This is a genomic window from Affinundibacterium fentianense, from assembly GCF_018139545.1.
Lineage (GTDB): Bacteria > Pseudomonadota > Gammaproteobacteria > Burkholderiales > Burkholderiaceae_D > Undibacterium > Undibacterium fentianense.
The window spans coordinates 122,382-141,987 of record NZ_JAGSPJ010000007.1; the positions used below are offsets into that span (position 1 = coordinate 122,382).

The following is a 19,606-nucleotide window of genomic DNA, read 5'->3' on the forward strand; positions in this document are numbered from 1 at the left end:
TTGTATCAGTCGATAGATTAAATTCGCTTTAAACTGGATCGCATTGAACGAAAGTCCAATGACACCCAGAGTCGAATCGAGTTGCAAGCGAAAACAGGCAAAATCACTGATCTTTATCGAGAAATGATGAGGAAACCTATTTTTGTTTTTGAATGCGTATTATAATTCTGCCAATTTTGCTTTTGCACACGATTCTCTATGCGCTTGGTTTGGTTCCTTTCTCTGCTATGTAGCCTGCTTGCTTTGCCCTGTGTGGCACAAGCACAAAAGCTAGCGGAACCAAGCGATAGCCTCATTCAGTATCTCAAAACTTTCCCAAAAGCCTACGATCTCTTTGCCGGCGCCAATTATGTTGAGGCGCAGCAAGCCCTAGAAAACGAGTTAGCCTCACATGAGAATGAGGCCAATTATTTCAATGTCTTGGGCGTGCTTCAGTTAAAGCAACAAAATTACCTAGGTGCTGCAGCCTCCTTCGAGCGCGCCGTATTGATTGATCCCAGTAATGCGGGTTCTTGGATGGATTTAGCGATTGCGACTTTGGAGACGGGTAATTTAGGAAGCGCGAGTAGTTACTTCGACTATATAGAAGTGACATTCAAGCCGAGCAAAGATATCCAGCAAGTGATCGATGGCTATAAGCGCTTTATCCAGAAAGCGAAGGAGCCTAAGAAAAAATTACGTTATACCGCTGAATTCGGTGTGGGGCGGGATTCGAATGCAAACAGTGGATTGCAATCTGCCTATATTCCGATCACATTTGGTTCCGATCGAGTGAATTTGCCGTTGGACCCATCCTATCAAGCTCGCAGTGATCAATATGTCGCGGCAGCCTTGCAGGCACGCTACGACAGTCCATTTGATGTGCCCGGTTTAGAGATGAATGCTTCCGTGAAGCGTCGTGGCTATCAGCGTGAACGCGATTTTTCGACGACAGAGTTGTCAGGAAACGTCGGGTGGCAGCGTCCGAGCCCTCTTGGCTTAGTTGGTGTAACCGCTTTCACGGACGTGAGTTGGCTCGGTGATAAGGGCTTATTACGTGATTTTCGCCTCAGTGGCAGCATCGAACGTTCCTGGCGCGATTGCTTTTATGGCGCGTCCTTAGAAAATGAATGGCGTCGGTACATGGGATTGCATTCTCAAGATGCCGATTTGCGATGGGCACAATTAGCGGGCGCTTGTAAAATGCCTATCGCAGGAAAAGCGCTCCAAGCGACGATCGTTGCCCGTTATGGAAATGATTTGCCTACTCGTCAACGTGCCGGTGGCAAAACTCGTCGTAAAGAAGTGGTTGCCCAGCTCGGTGCTGTATTTCGTCCACAGTGGCGTTTTGATTTGAGCTGGAATGCAGCGTTTGCGCTCGACAGTGAGGGTTATAGCCCACTTTTAGAAAATAACGCCCGCCGCCAAGTGACCCGTCGAACTGCACGAATCCAATTGACGAAAACACTGAATGCCGATCTTGACCTCTTTTTTCGCGTCGATGACAGCAGCATTGCGTCCAATATTCTTTTATTTTCTCAAAAAGCCAAGTCTTTTAATCTAGGCTTGCAGCGTCGTTTTTAGCCAGAAAACCACATTTCATTGGCAAATACAAACTTAAAGTAAATTCTTACAATGTACATACAAACAAGTGTTTACATTGCAATCCTGTTCTGAAGTAAAATCTTGGACTACTGCGCATGTCAGTTTCAAACAATAAAAAAGTTTGTTAAGCAGTAATTTCGCAGCAAGACCTGTTGTATTTACGAAAAAAAGTTGTAAACGTGATGTATGTCACATTTATTTCTGTTGTCTGTATTTACTATACCGTCGACAAGTGAGTCAACAGGGCTTACTTGCTGTTTTTTTAAATTAATTTCCTTTTAGGAGTTACACACATGGCTGTTACTACACAAATGCGCACGCAAGTGGCCCAGTTGTACGTCTCCCTCTTCGGCCGCGCGCCAGAGGCAGATGGCTTGGGTTACTGGGTGAGCCAATTAGATTCAGGTAAAACGTTCCAAGCGCTTGCACAAGATATGTTCAACGTCGCTCCAGCACGTGTTTACTATCCTGCATACCTGACGAACCAAGAAATCGTTGCTAAGTTCTACGTGAACGTATTGGGCCGTGCTGCAGACCAACAAGGTTTGGACTACTGGACAGCACGTTTGAATACATTGAGCGCAGGCGCGACAACGAAAGCAACTGCTCAAGGTACATTGATCACTGAGTTGTTGACAGCAGTTGTTAACTACTCTGGTACAGACGCAGCTGCGTTGACATCCCAATCTTTGTTGAACAACAAAGTAGCGGTTGGCTTGCACTACGCTGTTGATTTGAACGGCAATGACGTCGCATTTGCTTCTTCCTTGTTGCCATTGGTTTCTGCTGGTGCAGGCGGTACTGCAGCTGCTAACCAAGCAATTGAAGCAACAAACGCAAAAGTGTTGACAAACAACATCGACAAATTTGCTGCAAACGTATTCACAGCAGTGCCAGTCTACACACCAGGCGGCAATGATTTGATCAACAGCTTGCAAGACGAAGATGAATTGACAGGCGTTGGTACAAACCCAACTTTGAATGCAACAATCGGTAATACAAATGACTCTTCAGAAGGCACAATCACGCCAACTCTGAAAGGTATCGAAACTGCGAAGATCCAAGTAACTGGCTCTATCAGCGGTATCAATTTCCAAGATTCAACTGGCTTGAAAACTTTGGAAGTATCTCGTATCACTGCAGACAACACGAATGTTTCTTTCTCTGATTTGGATAAGACAACAACGAACTTGACATTGTCCAATGCAACTCGTAACGGCAGCGTTGAATTCAACTACCGTGAAGACGTATTGACAGCGACAGACGACGTATTGAACGTCAACTTGAACAATGTTCGTTTGCACAATATCGCTATCTCTGAAGGTGGCGACAGCTCCGAAGATAAAGGTTACGGTTTCACAACAGTGAACGCAACAATCACTGGCTCAGCTAACGTTGATACATTGTCGATCGCTTATCCAAACAACGAAGCAGAAGACTCTATCGATGCTGATGGCGTACAACACTTGAAACAAACGATCAATTTCGATGCGAAAGCTGGCACAGAAATCAATGGTTTGAACACAGGCGCAGAAATCATCACTTTGAAAGCTGGTGCAGACGTATTGTTCGGTGAAGAAGAAGCTGAAATCGGCTTGATGGATTCTTCCGCTAACATGGAAGCAAACCGTGGCGTAATGGATGGCAACTTGGAAAGCTTCACGATCACTGGTACTGGTGATGTGAGCGCAGTTGTTCACCTCGAAAGCGTTGCTGGTTTGACAGTCAATGGTTCTGCAATGACTGGCGATTTGGCATTGAGCGTTGTCAATCACTCTGGTGAAGACGATGCTGACCAAGCTTTGGTTGTGTCCTCTGGTTCAGGCGACGACTTGATCGCTTTGGGCGATGGCGCTGACTTCGGCGGCTCTATCACAACAAACGCAGGCGTGGATAAAGTGTCTATCAACGGTAACGTTGGTAATGCTGCATTGTCTGGCAAAATCGATACAGGCGCAGGTAACGATACAGTAACTGCAACTGATTTGCGTGCGACAGCAGGTGACGTTGCTAAAGGCAACTCTACTTTCGGTCAAGTGACTGCTTCTTCTATCGTGACTGGCGATGGCGATGACGTCGTGACTGTAGCTAGCTTGTTGAGCGATGCTGACTGGAACAATGGTTCTTTGACAGATAGCAATAAGGACGACACATTCTTCCAAGTTGGTGCAACTGTTGACACAGGTGCAGGCAATGACAAGATCACTTTGGCAACTGTTGCTGAAGGTGCATCTGTAGCTGCTGGTACAGGCAACGATACATTGACTGTCTCTTTGAAAAACAACACGATCTTGGCTGCTGACACATCTGGTAAAGCAGAAGTGAATGCAGACGGTTCTGTGAATGCATTGGGTGCGGTCGTTGATTTGGGCGCAGGCGATGACGTTGCTTCTTTCACAGATAGCAGCACTGTGTCTAAGACAACAAATATGGACTCCACTATCGTTGCAACTGACGCAGAATTGCGTGGTGGTGACGGTGCAGACGTATTGAACGTGACTGCATTGGACAGCGTGAATGTAACATCCACAACAACATGGGTGAATGCTACATCAACATCCAATGACACCAACGCTAACATCACTGGTATCGAAACAGCAAACTTCACAATCTCTAACCAGATTGATGCTGCGACAAAAACAGCGACAGGCGTGACACAAAACGATAACGACGAAACAGATGGTTACATCTATGCTGACGTAATGCGTTTTGACTCTGCATTGAAAACAATCAACCTCGTTTCTAACGAAAAAGCATTGTTGCAAACTGCAGCGACAGAAATCTACGAAGCAGGTACATCGACTTACTTCGAATTAGACAATCTGCGTTCTGACATCGCTTTGACGTTGAAAGCCAACGAAGCAACTGGCGTGACTAAAGGCGCATTGAAAGATGACGAATTGGTTGATGTTGTTCTCGACGTGAACATGGCGAATGCACGCGGCAACGCAGACACATTCACATTGAACATCGCTTCTGGTAGCGGTTCTTTCGATATCGACTTGGAATTGGGCGCAACGCAAACAGCGTTGGAATCTGATACATCTTCCACAACAGATGACAATGACAAACGTGTAGAAAACGTTGTTGTTAACTTGGCTGCGGATGATAAAGGTCACTACATCGATTTCAATGGTTTCGGCGATGCAAATCACACAGCATCTAAAGATCCAAGCAACTTGTACGAAGAAGGCAGCAAATTGGTTGCAACTTCTGTAGTTGTGAATGGTTCTGTTGCTGGTACAACTTTGACATTGGATAACTTGAGTGTTGACACCATCACATCCACTGGTGCTGCTGACACGAACGTCGAAGTCACACAAGAAAACAACTACCACATCACAACGGGTGCTGGTGACGACGTGATCGACATGTACTTCGACGATGTACGCGCAAACAACAAATCTTTGGATGGCAGCAACCAAACGACGATCACTAAAGATGTGACTGACGAAGCTGACTACATCGATGCAGGCGCAGGTCGCGATACATTGCAAGTTAACGGTGAAGACGATCTCGGTTCTTACACAGGTAGCAACACAGATGATGACGTTTTCGAACACATCAAAGGCGTTGAAATCCTGGACATCGTTTCTACTGGCGGCGAAGACAGCAATGTAGTTGTTTTGGACGAAGCAGCAGCGGTAACTGGTATCGACACAATCTTGTTCACAGACGGTGACATCTACTCTGTACAACACACTGACTTGGTCATCGGCGAAAACTTCGTTGTTGACGCAGAACACGATGCAACTTTGGTCATCGATGCAACAGCATCTGGCGAAACTAACTTGACTATCGACAACCAAGATAGCGATGAAGATGAAGACATCGTTAATTTGGACATCTCGATGACAACAAACAGCGGCGGTAGCTTGAACTTTGTTGACACAGGTTTGGACGAAGCATCTGTTGTTGTGAACTTGACAGTAGGCTATGACAGCACTGCTGGCAACGATGGTGAAGACACAATCATCGGTAACGATGCAGCTATCGCTGGTAACGCTGGTAGCGATGGTTTCTTTGCATTGAACGTGACTAACGGTAGCATCGACAAGATCGTATTGGTTGACAATACTGAGCCGGATGCAGATGGTTATGCAACAGAAGACAGCTACATCTCAGTAGAATTGGATGACGCATGGTCCACAGATGAGTTGACATTTGACGCGTCTGGTATCGAAAACACAGACTACTATGATGCTGACAATGAAAACACTGACACTGGCGGTATGGTTTTCAACGGCGAGGCAGAAACTGACTCTGTATTGATCGTTAAAGGCACACAAAACGATGACTTGATCATCGGTGGCCAAATGGGCGATACATTAGAAGGTAACGCTGGTGAAGACATGATCTGGGGTGATTCATTCGGTGAAGTCAACGAAGTCTTGACTATCGATACAGAAACATTCCGTGCTGGTGACGTGGTGACTGTAGCAATCGACGGTATCACTAACTCGGTGACTGTTGCTGCTTCTGACGCAACATCAGGTCCAGATGCTTACGACGGTACATCCAATGGCTTGACACGTGCTGCAGTTTTGACAGAGTTGTTGGCAATGTTCAACAAAGATTTGGCTGATACAACGACTGTTGAAGAAAACTACAGCTTCGCAATCGACACAGCAGCTGGCACATTGTCCTTAGTACAAACTTTGGCACAAGTGAACGATGCTGACGTTGATGGCTTCACATCTTCTTTCATTGCAGCAGCAGGTACAGCGCAAGTTGATACTTACACTGTAGGTGATTTGGAAAATGGTGAGTCTCTGCAATTCGTAATCGGTGGTTCTAACTACACTACAGGTGGCGCAGTTGTGGCAACAGGCACAGCAACGCAAGCCGAATTGCAAACATTGATCAATGGTCTCGATGCATGGTTGGAAGGCTTGAGTTCTACTGATGCAGCCAATTCATACTCAGTATCAGCAACAAGCGCAACTACATTCACAATCACTGGCACAACAGCGGGTGCGTCATTCACAGCACCAGTTGTAAGCTTGTCTGGTGGTGACGGTGGCTCTATCGGTCATGTAGCAACAACCGCAGCAGTGGCGCAAACTGTCTACAGCGCTGGTGAAGACAATGATGTTGTGATCTTCGTTGGTGATGCAGACGTGATCAACGGTGGTTCTGGTAACGACGTTCTTTACGGTTTTGTTGGTGACGATACAATCGACGGTGGCTCTGGTGATGACTTCATCTACGGTGGTGTTGGTGCGGATGATTTGACTGGCGGAACTGGCTCTGACTGGTTCTTCTACGATGACGCAACTGAATCTTCTGGTTCAACAACTGATACGATCCATGGTTTTGCAGCAGGTACCGTTGACAACAACGATACAGCAGCAAATACTTACGATGACACAACTAACGGTGATTACATCGATTTGGACAACGTATTGGATGCGTTCAATGACTTGTTCAGCTTCTCTGGCAACCATGTTAAGTTCGTTGGTAACTTCGCGAACGCTAACTTGGCAAACACAGCGTTGTTGAGCACAGGCACTGATCTGCAAGTTGTTTATGTACAAAACGAAAACACAATCTATGTAGATACCAATAATTCTGGCGATATCGACACGAATGACTTGGCAATCGTATTGGTTGGTTTGACTGGTACAATCACACAAGCAAACTTCAACACAGACCTCTAATCTGAGTTGATGGCCCGGATGTTTCGGGCTGTGATCTAAAAAAACCCCGGTCCTCGCAAGAGGGCTGGGGTTTTTCTATTGGTGATGCGATAGCGACACTGCTTGCATCGCTATTTGAACAGTGATTGGAATCGCTATTGGGGTCTTGATTGCAGGCACGATGACAGATGCAATTCTCGATCTCGGCGAGCGAATTCGACCGTAACTCTTAGTTCATGAGACGGACTTCCCTGAATTCTTGCCAGCATTTATTTTTGTGCAGTCAAAATAAATTCAATTGGTTACAAAGTTTCTGTAGATTTGTCCCAAACTTGGGAGTATGATTTCGAAAAATGTGATCTACGTCACATTTTAATCAAGAGCGAGCGAGGATAATACGCGCTCTTTCTGTGTGATGTCAGGGTAAATCACCCTTAAGATGACATCAAAAAAACAATCGTCTTTGATAATGGGCACGTCAACGTGCAAACTGATTTATGACAGCTAAACCCAACACGGCTTTACCTAAAAACGAAATTCTCGACGTTTTGTCGACGTTTAAAAGCACGTTCCGCTCGATAGGCATTTTTAGTGCCATTTTGAATCTTTTGATGCTAGTCCCATCACTGTACATGATGCAGATTTATGATCGTGTCTTACAAAGTCAAAATGAAATGACTTTATTGATGTTGACCGTCATTATGCTCGGCGCTTATGCCTTAATGAGCACCTTAGAATTTGTGCGTAGCTTCGTCTCGATTCGCTTAGGTGCCAAACTCGATATGCAGATGAATAAGCGTATCTACACGGCGGCATTTGAACAAAACTTGAAGCGTGGTGGAACCAATGCGGGTCAAGCCTTGCAAGACTTAACTCAAATTCGTCAGTTTTTGACGGGATCTGGATTATTCGCGTTCTTCGACGCACCATGGTTTCCGTTTTACATCGCCTTGATGTTTATGTTTGACTATTCCTTGGGCTTGTTTGCGATCGTCGGTGTCTCGATCATGACAGCGCTGGCATATTGGAATGAAAAAGTCTCGAAAAAACCCTTGGCAGAAGCGAATAGCTTGGCTGTCGCATCAAGCAATTTGGCAACCAACAATCTGCGCAATGCGGAAGTGATTGAAGCCATGGGGATGCTGCCTAACTTGATGGCACGCTGGTACAAGCTCCACTCTAAATTTTTGCATTTGCAAGCAGAAGCCAGTGAAAAGTCCGGCATTGTGACCGCGTTGAGTAAATTTGTCCGCGTCTCGATGCAATCTCTGATCCTTGGTTTTGGCGCTTTATTGGTGCTAGAACACAAAATGTCGCCAGGGATGATGATCGCTGGCTCGATTCTTTTAGGTAAAGCTACAGGTCCGATTGATCAATTAATTGGTGTTTGGAAGCAATGGGGATCGGTACGTAGCGCCTATCAACGTTTGAATGAATTATTGGCAGCCAATCCAGCCCGTGTTCCTGGTATGGAATTGCCCAAGCCTGAGGGGCATTTGAGTGTCGAAGGCGTGACTGCTGCCCCTCCAGGCGCACCGGCAGCGGTATTGAAAGGCGTGAACTTTGCAGTTCAACCCGGTGATGTGTTGGGTGTGGTTGGACCATCTGGTTCCGGCAAATCGACTCTCGCTCGTCTATTGGTGGGTGTATGGCCTGCAGCGGTGGGCAAAGTACGTTTAGACGGTGCAGATATTTATCAATGGAACAAAGACCAAGTCGGTCATGCGATTGGTTATCTGCCACAAGATATCGAATTGTTTGGCGGCAGTATCGCTGAAAATATCGCCCGCTTTGGTGAAATCGATTCTGAGAAAGTGGTTGCGGCAGCGAAATTGGCTGGCGTTCACGACATGATTTTGCATTTCCCAAAAGGCTATGACACCGTAATGGGTGAAGCAGGTGCGGGTTTGTCTGGTGGTCAAAAGCAACGCATAGGATTGGCGCGTGCCATGTATAACGACCCTTCGATTTTGGTGCTCGACGAGCCCAATTCGAATCTGGACGAAGTAGGTGAGCAAGCCTTAGTCGTGGCGATTAACAACTTCCGTCAATTAGGGAAAACGGTGGTCTTGATTACGCATCGTCAATCGGTATTGGGCGCAACAAATAAATTGCTAGTCTTGAAAGACGGTGCCGTGGTCGCGTTCGGTCCTCGCGATCAAGTCTTAATGGCTTTGAAACAGGCACAGCAGCAAGCCATGCAGCAACTTCAAGGCGGACAAGCAGGCAATCCACAAGCCGGCACAGCACGTCCACCAGTGAATCCAAATGCACCCACGAACGTTAGCAATCCGAGTGCGGCAACTGAACCGCCAGCTGACACGGATGCACGCATTGCCGCCGCTGCGGATGATAAGGAATAAGTATGAAGAATCAATTGATAAATAAATTGAGCAGCAAAACTCAGCCCTCCGAAGTTACGGATGTGGTTGCCACGGAAGACGTCATTGAGTTGAACACGGACGCAAGTGGCTATTCTCGCCTAGGATGGCTGATCGTCTTAGTCGGTGTGATCGGTTTCATCGTTTGGGCATCATTCGCCCCGCTTGATCAAGGTGTGCCTTTGTCGGGTAACGTGATCGCTGCGTCCAACCGCAAAGTTGTTCAAGCACCTAGCGCGGCGACTGTGGACGAGATCTTGGTAAAAGACGGTGACGTTGTGAAAGCAGGACAAGTCCTGATGCGTATGAATAAAGTTGCGGCATTTTCTGCCTTGGAGATGGCGCGTGCGCAAACTTATAGTGCCGTTGCTAGCCTCGCACGCTTAGAAGCTGAGCGAGATAATTTATCTGCGGTCGTGTTTCCTGCAAGTTTGTTGAAAGACAAAAACGATCCACGTGCTGCAAGCCTGATTGCTACCCAACAGCAGCTCTTTAATGCGCGTCGTAGCTCGATGCAAAGCGAACTTCGTGCAATCGATGAAAATATCGAAGGCTTGAAAATTCAAGTGAACGGATTGAAAGAATCCATGGTCACCAAGAAGCAGCAAATGGGCTTTTTGAAGGAACAAGTTGAAAGCTTGCGTGAGTTGGCGAAAGACGGCTACATCGCACGCAATCGCTTATTGGACGTTGAACGTCAATACTCTCAAACCTTAGGTTCAATCGCAGAGGACAATGGCAGCATCGGCAAAATGCAAAGTCAAATCGCTGAATTAGGCTTGCGTAAAGTACAGCGTCAACAAGAATATCAAAAGGAAATCCGAGCAATGCTGTCGGATACCCAAAAAGAAGTGGATGCCTTACGTGCTCGCACGATGGCCTTAGAGCGTGATTATGAAAACGTCGAGGTTAAAGCGCCAGTTGATGGTGAAATCGTGAGTTCCAGCATTTATACCGTTGGTGCTATTGTGCCGAGTGGCTTCAAATTGATGGAAGTGGTGCCTGCAAAAGATTCCTTGATTGTCGAAGGTATGTTGCCGGTTAATTTGATTGATAAAGTTCATAAAGATTTGAAAGTTGAATTGATCTTCTCCGCATTCAACGCCAAAACGACACCGAAGATTCATGGCTATGTCTTGCATGTTGCTGCTGATCGCTCCATCGATGAGAAAACCGGAACCCCTTACTACAAAGTGCTCGCTGGCGTGACGAAAGAAGGCATGCGCGCCTTGGAAGAGTTCCAAATCCGTCCGGGTATGCCAGTGCAAATGGTGGTCATCACAGGTGAACGCACGATGATGAATTACTTGCTCGGCCCTATCCATACACGTGCTGCCGCAGCAATGAAAGAGGAGTAATCATGGGATCGACTTTATTGCGCAAAACAATCATTTCTGCCGCTTGCACAGCAATGCTGCTGCATGCGGTTCCAAGTTCCGCAATTAGTTTGCTGCAGGCGTATCAAGCAGCGCTGAAGAACGATCCGCAATACCGATCAGCCAAAGCTGACAATCAAAGTGGCCAACAGTACGAGGTGTTGGGACGTGCTGGGTTGCTGCCGCAAGTGCAGTATGGGTACACGACGAGTAAGAACAAAGGCGAACAGATCGCCCCGGATATTTTAGGGCGATTGCGCGAGACGAATCTCGACTACGCCAGCTCGAGTAAAAGCGTGTCAGTCCGTCAATCAATATTCAATTTGGAAGGGTATGCCCGCTTTAAACAGGGGCAGGCGCAGACCAAGTTGAGTGATGCACAGTTCGAGGGCCGCAGCGCGGAGTTGATCGTCCGTTTGATGACCGCTTATGTCGACGTGAGCTATGCGGAAGACCAGTTGCGGCTGTATACAGCACAGCGCGATTCGTATGCTGAGCAGAAGCGCTTGAATGACCGATTATTCGAAAAAGGTGAGGGCACCAAAACAGATATGCTCGAAACCCAGTCTAAGCTGGACATCGCCGAATCGCAATTGATCGAAGCGAACGACAATTTGATTAATGCGCGTAATGCATTGTCGAATATTGTTGGGGAAGAGGTATTGAGTATCGACACCTTAGCCACTGACATTTCGGTCAATGATCTGGTGCAGGGTGATTATCCAAGTTGGCAGGAAAAAGCAGAAAAGAATAATCCAGAGTTGCGTGCCGCCAATCTGGCTGTCGAAGTTGCGGAACAAGAAGTGGCAAAGAGTCGTGCCGCGCATGCACCACGCTTAGAATTTAACGGCAATTTTAATCACGGTAAATCTGAAACGGTGTCGACTCAACGCCAGGACAATAATATTCGTACCGCTGGCGTGCAATTAACCATTCCAATTTACTCTGGTGGTTATGCGAATGCAGTGAGTAAGCAAGCAGTCGCGCAAAAAGAAAAAGCCATTGCCGATCGTGATGCCTTACGCGGAAGAATGTTGGTCGAGTTGCGTAAAGAGTTTAATGCTTCGCGTAGTAGCTTGAGTAAGATCAGAGCCATGCAGAACTCAGTGGCTACTGCCACCGCTCTGGTCGAAGCCACAAAACAAAGCGTCAAAGGCGGTATTCGTATTAATGCCGATTTGCTCAGCGCACAACAACAATTGGTTGCAGCAAGACGTGACCTAACCGCTGCGCGCTACGGCCATTTGTTGGCTTTCGTCAAGCTGAAGGTTGTGGCCGGCGATGTGAGCTACGGCGATCTGCAAACAGTTTCCAGTTATTTCCAGCAATAGCTTTCGCCGGAACATTGTTGAAACAGTAGTTACGCTAAAGCGAAAAGCCTTGGATTCTTGCGAATTTTAAGGCTTTTTGCTTTTTCAATTGCGATACTCTAATTCCACTAGTTCCTGAAACTAAGCATAGACATTCGAATGCCACTCTGATTCAATGTCTCAATTTTGACTCCCAACTTTTAAAAAATTCTGATGGCCACATTCACAGTTAAATCCATTCAATGTCTGCGTGGATGCGCCGCTGGTCTTAGTGATAGAACCGCTTGGATAGACATTACGATTTCAGAGCCCATTCAAGATTGGGATCGTGTCGCCGGTCATTTACAAAACAATTTTCAACGTCTCGGTCTCTTGACTCATCCTAATCTCTGGGATATCGATCAAGCTAAAGGGATCGCACAGTTTAGTAAAACAGCGACCGAGGCTGTCACGATTGATGATTGGTTGATCGGTCTAATCATCGTACTTCAACGCATGGCGCGTATTCCTGTACTACAAGGGCAGTGCGCACGTCGCGGGGACACCTATTGGAATATTGCTGTTGCATATGACAGTAAAGCGACTTTAACGCCTATCGTGAATTTTGCTCTGCGCTACTTCGTGTTGATGTGTGCGGAAAACCCGGATCCCGAAGACGAGAAAATACTTGCTCGTGATTTCGAGCGTTGGTGGGAAGGTCTGTCGCCGACTGCGCTAATTCCTAGTACCTATCGTTTTGCATTGGCAGCGAAGAAAAGAGGCATTCCTTGCTTTACGCAATTGGGCGTGTTGCGACTCGGGCAAGGCAAGAATGCCCGCCGTTTGAATAGCACGTTTACAGATAGGACGAGCAATATTGGCGTGGCTGTCGCGAAACAAAAAGCCCAAACCAATCGCTATCTATTGGCAGCTGCGATCCCCGTCCCGGAAAGTGAGATATTTACTGATCCCGCCACCGGTTTACTTTTTGCTAAACGGATAGGTTTTCCCGTGGTGGTCAAGCCCAGTAACCTCGATCAAGGTGTGGGCGTGGTTCCCGATATTCGCGATGAAGAGTCCTATTTTCGCGCATTTGAAAATGCAATGCGTCTCGGCAAGCACAGTGTGATTGTTGAAAAACATGTGTGGGGTGATGACCATCGCTTATTGGTGGTCGGTGGACGATTTACGATTGCCACCAAACGCACACCAGGCGGGGTGATGGGGGATGGCCTACATACCGTTGCAGAGTTAGTCGCGATTGAAAATAACAGCCCACATCGTGGTGAGGATAAGCGTTCGATGCTGATCAGTCTGCGTCTCGATGAGGAAGCCTTGATCTGTCTGTCACGTCAAGAATTGCAGCTTGATTCGATTCCTGCTTCAGGGCAATTTATCGCACTGCGCCGAATTGCGAATATTAGTGCAGGGGGTACCGCGACCGATGTCACCGATTTGGTGCATCCGGATAATAAAATTTTAGTGGAGCGAGCAGCGCGAGTTATTGGACTAGATATTGCTGGAATCGATTTTATTTGTCCGGATATTGCACGTTCGTGGCGAGAGGTGGGGGGCGCAATTTGCGAGGTCAATGCGCAACCAGGATTGCGCGTCCATTGGTTAGGCGATCCCCAGCGAGATCTGAATGGTGAGATCGTCGACTGGTTATTTGCTGATGCAGCTTCACGCATTCCAACGACGGCCATTTCGGGCACGAATGGGAAGACCACCACATCCCAGATGATGCATCAAGTTTGGATGGCTGCCGGCAAGCAGTCGGGTGTTTGTACTACTCAAGGTACGTGGATCGGTCGCGATAAGATCCATGATGATAATTTATCTGGGCTTCCAGGAGCCAATCTATTGTTTGCTGATTCGAGCGTTGAGGCAGCAGTCATTGAATTGCCGCGAAAAGGCCTGTTAGGATTTGGACACCCAGCCGATGTCTATGATGTGGCTGCTTTGCTCAATGTTCAGAACGACCACATTGGCGAACATGGTATTAGCAGCCTAGAGCAAATGGCGAGTTTGAAGGCGCAAGTTTTAGAGCGTGCAACCAGAGCCATCGTCGTGAACGCAGACGACCCACTTTGCATGGCGATGCTTGAGCGAAGCCGTGCAGCGCACACGATCTTGATAAGCCGTTATCCCCATAGCCCTGAAATTTCGCAGCATGTCGCAGTAGGGCATTGTGCGATTTATCCGTTGGAGCACGATGGACAACTTAGTATTGCAATCCATCACGCAGGCCAGGTCAAAGTACTCATGCCGTTCAAGGCTATTCCGGCGACAATGAATGGATTGATTCGACACAACGAAATGAATGCCATGTTTGCTGTCGGTATGGCAATTGGCCATGGCATCGCATTGTCGGTGATAAAGACTGCACTCAGTGAGTTTCAATGTACCGTAGAAATGAATCCTGGGCGGTTCAATTTTATCTCCGGATTTCCTTTCCAAGTTTTACTGGATTACGCACATAATCCCGATGGTATTCGCCATTTATGTGAATTGCTCAGTCAGATTCCCGCACGTAGAAAGATTCTGGCTAGCTACCAAATTGGCAATCGTAGTGCACAGCATTTGCGCGAAATCGCTCCCATGTTGGCTGGGCAATTTGAGCATTTTATTCTCGGACAAAACCGTCATTTGGCAGAGCAATGCCCTGACTATCAGGGCGATAATCCGGCACAGATTATGTTGGATTTCTATACGGAACAATTGCGCGATGCGGGAATATCAAGTGCGCAAATTGAACAATTTCCCGACGATGAAAATGGAATCAAACGCGCCTTGAGTCTGGCGCAAGCGGGCGACCTCGTGGTCGTATTGAGTGAAGAAGGATTGGCTTTGCCGCATCTGATTGCATAAGGTGAAAGTTGGCATCGTCTTATAGACTGCGGATCGACTTCCTAGTTGCTTATTTCATTCATTGCGTTATCTAACTTCAAGTCGAGATGCGATTGTGCAATTGCTTGAAGTGCGGTGTCTTTGAACCAATGTACATTCGCAATAGGCTCTTCCAGAAATCCGCGTGATACTTTATGGGCAGCGCTGAGTCCTGAATCGATACTGTGTAGGCGATGTTCGATCGCATAGTCAATTGGCATGTGACACAATAGTTCAAAACAGAGGTGGCGTTGCTCTTCGACACAACTCCAAGTTTGTGTGTACAAATAATTGTTGTCTCGAAATGCTAATACTGCTGCGACATACTGTTGCTCGCGGAAGGCGGCGAACACCACAATTTGTGGTGCAAGATGAGTTCCCATCTCCAGATAGAATTGTTCCGGCAGCCATGCCGCGTTGCCGTGTTGAGCGCAGACCATGCTATGTCCGCGATAAAAGTCTTTCCAGAAATCTTCTTGCACTTCGTGACCGTTCAGTACTTGAAACGTTAAGTCTGCATGGCGAGCACGTCGACGTTCCTTGCGGTAGGCATAGCGCTTTCGGCTTGGGAGACTATTTTCGTAAGCGCTGTAATTGGCATACTCTTGGTTTCTCCAAATGCTACGATATTCGTGGCTCATTACCGCAATAGGATTTGTGTTGTCTTGTAAAACCGGCTGTGCAGGTGGAAAGATTCTTTCTGCGTTGTTCCGCTCTAAGTGCATGATATTGAAGACTGTGTACGGCGTACGTCCGAATACATAGCGCGTAATCGCTTGCACTAATAATTTTTCTATCTTTGTAGCATCTTGATCTGGGTGTATTAGGAGTTTGGGACCTGCCATAGGGAAAAAAGGGATACCAATTTGAAATTTTGGCCAAGCAAATTTGCCTTGATTTGTGCCTTGCTGTAACCAGACAATTTCTGGTCCAAATTCTCGTTTATTCCCTATTTTGATCATCGCTGGGGCGCACGCGAGAAGTTTTCCTTGCTTGTTCCTAAGACTAAAGTAACGAAGTATTGTGCCACGTTCGCTAGTGCAAGACCCAGAGTCTTCTAATGCTTTCAACATGCCAAATTGAACGTATGGGTGATCTCCCGCGCAGATGTTCCATTCGGCTTCGTTGAATTGTTGGATACTCGAATGGATAGAGAGTTGCATGCGAAATCAATCTGAGAATGCAGAAAAAGATAGGGGCAGAATACATTGCAAACTAGCGCCAGCAAGGTCTCTGACCACCTATGCATTTCGCGCAAGTGAAGGAGATGGAGCGGATGCAAGTCTATTGCGGTGATGAGAGAATAGACTTGCCGCGTTTTTTGTGTTGCGCTTATCCAGCTAATTTTTTCTTGAGCAATTCATTCACCTGAGCTGGATTGCCTTTGCCTTTAGTCGCCTTCATTGCTTGCCCTACCAATGCATTAAAGGCTTTTTCTTTGCCAGCACGGTATTCATCAACGGATTGCTGATTGGCTGCCATGACTTCATCGATGATTTTTTCTAGGGCACCAACGTCCGAAATTTGCTTTAATCCTTTGGCATCAATCACTTGGTCCGCTAAATGGATATCGGACGAAGGTGCTTGCCACATGGCTGCGAACACCTCTTTGGCGATTTTGTTGGAAATCGTGCCATCGGTAATTCTTTGCAATAGCACCGCGAGTTGTGCTGCACTCACTGGGATGTCCTGGATTTCTATTCCTTCGCGATTGAGTGTGGATGACACATCGCCCATTAACCAGTTGGCAATTTGTTTTGCTTGCGCGGCTTGGTCGCCGCCTGCTGAGGCAGAGATCGCAGTTTCGAAATAGGCCGCCATTGCTTTCGATTGCGTGATGATCATTGCGTCGTAGTCGGATAAGGCATATTGCGTACTGAAACGTGAACGCATTGCCGTTGGTAGTTCTGGCATCGTGCTACGTACTTGTTCAACCCATTCGCGGCTAATCCGTAGCGGTGGCAAATCGGGGTCTGGGAAGTAGCGATAATCTTGCGAATCTTCTTTGCTACGCATCGAGCGTGTTTCTTTTCGATCTGGATCGTAAAGTCGGGTCTCTTGCACGACCGTGCCGCCGTCTTCAATCAATTCAATTTGACGACGGACCTCGATATTGATCGCTTCTTCCAGGAAGCGGAAGGAATTTAAGTTCTTGATTTCACAGCGCGTGCCAAATTCTTTTTGTCCAACAGGACGAACGGAGACGTTTGCATCGCAGCGGAATGAGCCCTCTTGCATATTGCCATCACAAATATCCAGCCAGACCACCAATGAGTGCAAGGCTTTTGCATAAGCGACGGCCTCGGCGGCGCTGCGCATCACGGGTTCGGTCACAATTTCCAGTAGAGGTGTTCCTGCACGATTTAAATCTATCCCCGTCATGCCCTGATAATCTTCATGCAGCGACTTTCCTGCATCTTCTTCTAGGTGAGCGCGTGTCAGTTCGATGACTTTGACTTCTGATTTTCCGTCTTTTTCGACCACACAAGTAATTGATCCTCCCTGCACGACCGGGATTTCGAATTGGCTGATTTGATAGCCTTTGGGAAGATCTGGGTAAAAGTAATTTTTGCGTGCAAAGATCGATTCTGGTGCGATTGTGGCACCCACGGCGAGACCAAATTGAATCGCTTTTTCGACGGCACCTTTATTCATTACGGGTAGTACCCCTGGCAATGCCAGATCAACGGGACTAGCTTGCGTATTGGGCTCTGCTCCAAATTGTGTGGATGAACCGCTGAATATTTTAGATTGGGTTTTGAGCTGCGCGTGGGTCTCAAAACCGATGACGACTTCCCATTGCATAATGAATCCTTTAGTAATTCTTTCTCAGTCTAACGTTGTTCTATGTCCACTCTCCAATGCGAGTGGGTGCAAGGATGATCGATTGCGCTTTGGTTCGACAGTGAGTTGGGAAAATCGTACTCATCTCAATAAAACTTCGTCACATTGTGGTCGAACTGCGCTTCCTCATCCTTCGATTTATTCTGGTGATCGCGTATGCCAATTGGTCGCTTGTTGGAATTGATGCGCGACATTTAATAACTTAGCTTCTGCAAAATAGTTGCCAATAATCTGCAATCCAACAGGACGTTTGCTATTTTTCTCACCTTGACCAAAACCACAGGGAATCGACATACCCGGTAAGCCCGCCAAACTTGTCGATAAAGTGAAAATATCGGCGAGGTAGTTCGCGACTGGGTCATCTGATTTGTCGCCCAAATCCCAAGCAACGCTCGGAGCGACTGGGCCCATGATGACATCACAGTGCGCAAATGCAGCTTGAAAATCTTGAGCGATCAGGCGACGGATTTTTTGTGCCTGTAAGTAGTAAGCATCGTAATAACCATGGGATAAGACATAGGCGCCCGTCAAGATACGACGTTTCACTTCATCACCAAATCCTTCCGTGCGCGACTTACGATACATATCATTTAAATCTTTGTATTCGGCGGCACGATGTCCATAGCGAACACCATCGAAACGGCTGAGATTTGAGGATGCTTCGGCCGGCGCAATGATGTAATACACTGGGATCGATAGTTCTGTCTTTGGTAGTGAGATCTCGACTAATTCGGCACCTAATTTTTCGTATTCAGATAAAGCCGCACGTACCGCTTGTTCAACATCGCTTGCCAAGCCTGAGCCAAAGAATTCGCGTGGAACGCCAATCCTTAAGCCTTTCAGCTCGCGATCCAGATTGCGCGAAAAATCTTCACGTTCGCGTTGTACGCTGGTCGAATCTTTTTCGTCAAAACCTGTCATGACATTGAGCAGCCAACTGCAATCCTCTGCTGTTTGCGCAATAGGCCCACCTTGGTCTAAGGAGGATGCAAATGCGATCATGCCAAAGCGCGAAACACTACCGTAAGTGGGCTTAATGCCAGTCACGCCGCAAAATGCAGCTGGTTGGCGAATCGATCCTCCGGTATCTGTTCCAGTCGCTGCAGGCGTCAATCTCGCCGCCACTGCGGCGGCTGATCCGCCTGAGGAACCGCCAGGAACTGCACTGGGATCCCATGGGTTTTTTACCGGTCCGAAGTAAGAGTTTTCATTCCCAGAACCCATTGCAAATTCATCGCAATTAAGTTTGCCTAGCGTCACGGTTCCAGCTTGGTTAAATAGTTCAACCACAGTCGCATTAAATGGGCTGACGTAATTTTCTAGCATGCGCGATCCAGCGGTTGAGCGCCAATCTCGCGTCACAAAAATATCTTTATGCGCGATCGGGATGCCTGTTAATGCACTGGCGGTCCCCTGCGCTAAACGTTGGTCTGCGAGGGCTGCTTGCGCTAAGCTTAGCGTACGATCAACATGGGTGAACGCATTGTATTGACTAGCCTCAATACGATTTAAATAGTGGCTAGCCAATTCTGTAGCGGAGACTTGTTTGTTCTGCAGCATTGCAGAGAGTTGTTTCAAAGAGTGCGTATGCATGGATTTTCTCA

Annotated in this window: 9 protein-coding genes; 6 read left to right on the forward strand and 3 right to left on the reverse strand. The window is 47.2% G+C overall.

What is annotated here, in order from left to right:
- The first annotated feature begins 198 nt into the window (after window positions 1–198).
- The 6 genes from KDM90_RS15890 to KDM90_RS15915 all read left to right on the forward strand — a co-directional run bounded on the left by KDM90_RS15890 (window position 199) and on the right by KDM90_RS15915 (window position 15,140).
- A complete protein-coding gene (locus KDM90_RS15890; protein WP_212676619.1) occupies window positions 199–1,563 on the forward strand; it encodes a tetratricopeptide repeat protein in 1,365 nt (454 codons plus the stop codon).
- Window positions 1,564–1,877: 314 nt separating this feature from the next.
- Window positions 1,878–7,244, forward strand: coding sequence for a DUF4214 domain-containing protein (locus KDM90_RS18175; RefSeq protein WP_212676620.1), 5,367 nt, complete (start codon window positions 1,878–1,880; stop codon window positions 7,242–7,244).
- A 476-nt stretch (window positions 7,245–7,720) separates the two neighbouring features.
- A complete protein-coding gene (locus tag KDM90_RS15900) occupies window positions 7,721–9,586 on the forward strand; it encodes a type I secretion system permease/ATPase (RefSeq protein ID WP_212676621.1) in 1,866 nt (621 codons plus the stop codon).
- Window positions 9,587–9,588: 2 nt separating this feature from the next.
- On the forward strand, window positions 9,589–10,962 hold the full coding sequence (locus KDM90_RS15905) for an HlyD family type I secretion periplasmic adaptor subunit (protein WP_212676622.1): 1,374 nt from the start codon (window positions 9,589–9,591) through the stop codon (window positions 10,960–10,962).
- A gap of 2 nt (window positions 10,963–10,964) precedes the next feature.
- On the forward strand, window positions 10,965–12,311 hold the full coding sequence (locus tag KDM90_RS15910; RefSeq protein WP_212676623.1) for a TolC family outer membrane protein: 1,347 nt from the start codon (window positions 10,965–10,967) through the stop codon (window positions 12,309–12,311).
- Window positions 12,312–12,503: 192 nt separating this feature from the next.
- On the forward strand, window positions 12,504–15,140 hold the full coding sequence (locus tag KDM90_RS15915; RefSeq protein WP_212676624.1) for a Mur ligase family protein: 2,637 nt from the start codon (window positions 12,504–12,506) through the stop codon (window positions 15,138–15,140).
- Between the two features lie 41 nt (window positions 15,141–15,181).
- On the opposite strand, the gene KDM90_RS15920 is transcribed toward KDM90_RS15915, so the two are convergent.
- From KDM90_RS15920 to gatA, 3 genes are all read right to left on the reverse strand, one after another.
- Window positions 15,182–16,321 (reverse strand): GNAT family N-acetyltransferase, encoded by a 1,140-nt coding sequence (locus KDM90_RS15920; RefSeq protein ID WP_212676625.1) that lies wholly within the window; start codon window positions 16,319–16,321, stop codon window positions 15,182–15,184.
- A 169-nt stretch (window positions 16,322–16,490) separates the two neighbouring features.
- Window positions 16,491–17,981 (reverse strand): Asp-tRNA(Asn)/Glu-tRNA(Gln) amidotransferase subunit GatB, encoded by a 1,491-nt coding sequence (gene gatB / locus KDM90_RS15925; protein WP_438947444.1) that lies wholly within the window; start codon window positions 17,979–17,981, stop codon window positions 16,491–16,493.
- 159 nt (window positions 17,982–18,140) lie between these two features.
- Window positions 18,141–19,595 carry an Asp-tRNA(Asn)/Glu-tRNA(Gln) amidotransferase subunit GatA gene (gene gatA, locus KDM90_RS15930; RefSeq protein WP_212676627.1) on the reverse strand — a complete coding sequence of 485 codons (1,455 nt, stop codon included), beginning with the start codon at window positions 19,593–19,595 and terminating at the stop codon, window positions 18,141–18,143.
- Window positions 19,596–19,606 lie beyond the last annotated feature (11 nt).

What these genes read in the sequence shown, in the direction of transcription:
- KDM90_RS18175 (WP_212676620.1), top strand. Translation starts at nt 1,878, where the DNA reads ATGGCTGTTACTACACAAATGCGCACGCAAGTGGCCCAGTTGTACGTC.
- KDM90_RS15900 (WP_212676621.1), top strand. Translation starts at nt 7,721, where the DNA reads ATGACAGCTAAACCCAACACGGCTTTACCTAAAAACGAAATTCTCGAC.
- KDM90_RS15920 (WP_212676625.1), bottom strand. Translation starts at nt 16,321, where the DNA reads ATGCAACTCTCTATCCATTCGAGTATCCAACAATTCAACGAAGCCGAA.
- KDM90_RS15915 (WP_212676624.1), top strand. Translation starts at nt 12,504, where the DNA reads ATGGCCACATTCACAGTTAAATCCATTCAATGTCTGCGTGGATGCGCC.
- gatA (WP_212676627.1), bottom strand. Translation starts at nt 19,595, where the DNA reads ATGCATACGCACTCTTTGAAACAACTCTCTGCAATGCTGCAGAACAAA.
- KDM90_RS15905 (WP_212676622.1), top strand. Translation starts at nt 9,589, where the DNA reads ATGAAGAATCAATTGATAAATAAATTGAGCAGCAAAACTCAGCCCTCC.
- KDM90_RS15890 (WP_212676619.1), top strand. Translation starts at nt 199, where the DNA reads ATGCGCTTGGTTTGGTTCCTTTCTCTGCTATGTAGCCTGCTTGCTTTG.
- KDM90_RS15910 (WP_212676623.1), top strand. Translation starts at nt 10,965, where the DNA reads ATGGGATCGACTTTATTGCGCAAAACAATCATTTCTGCCGCTTGCACA.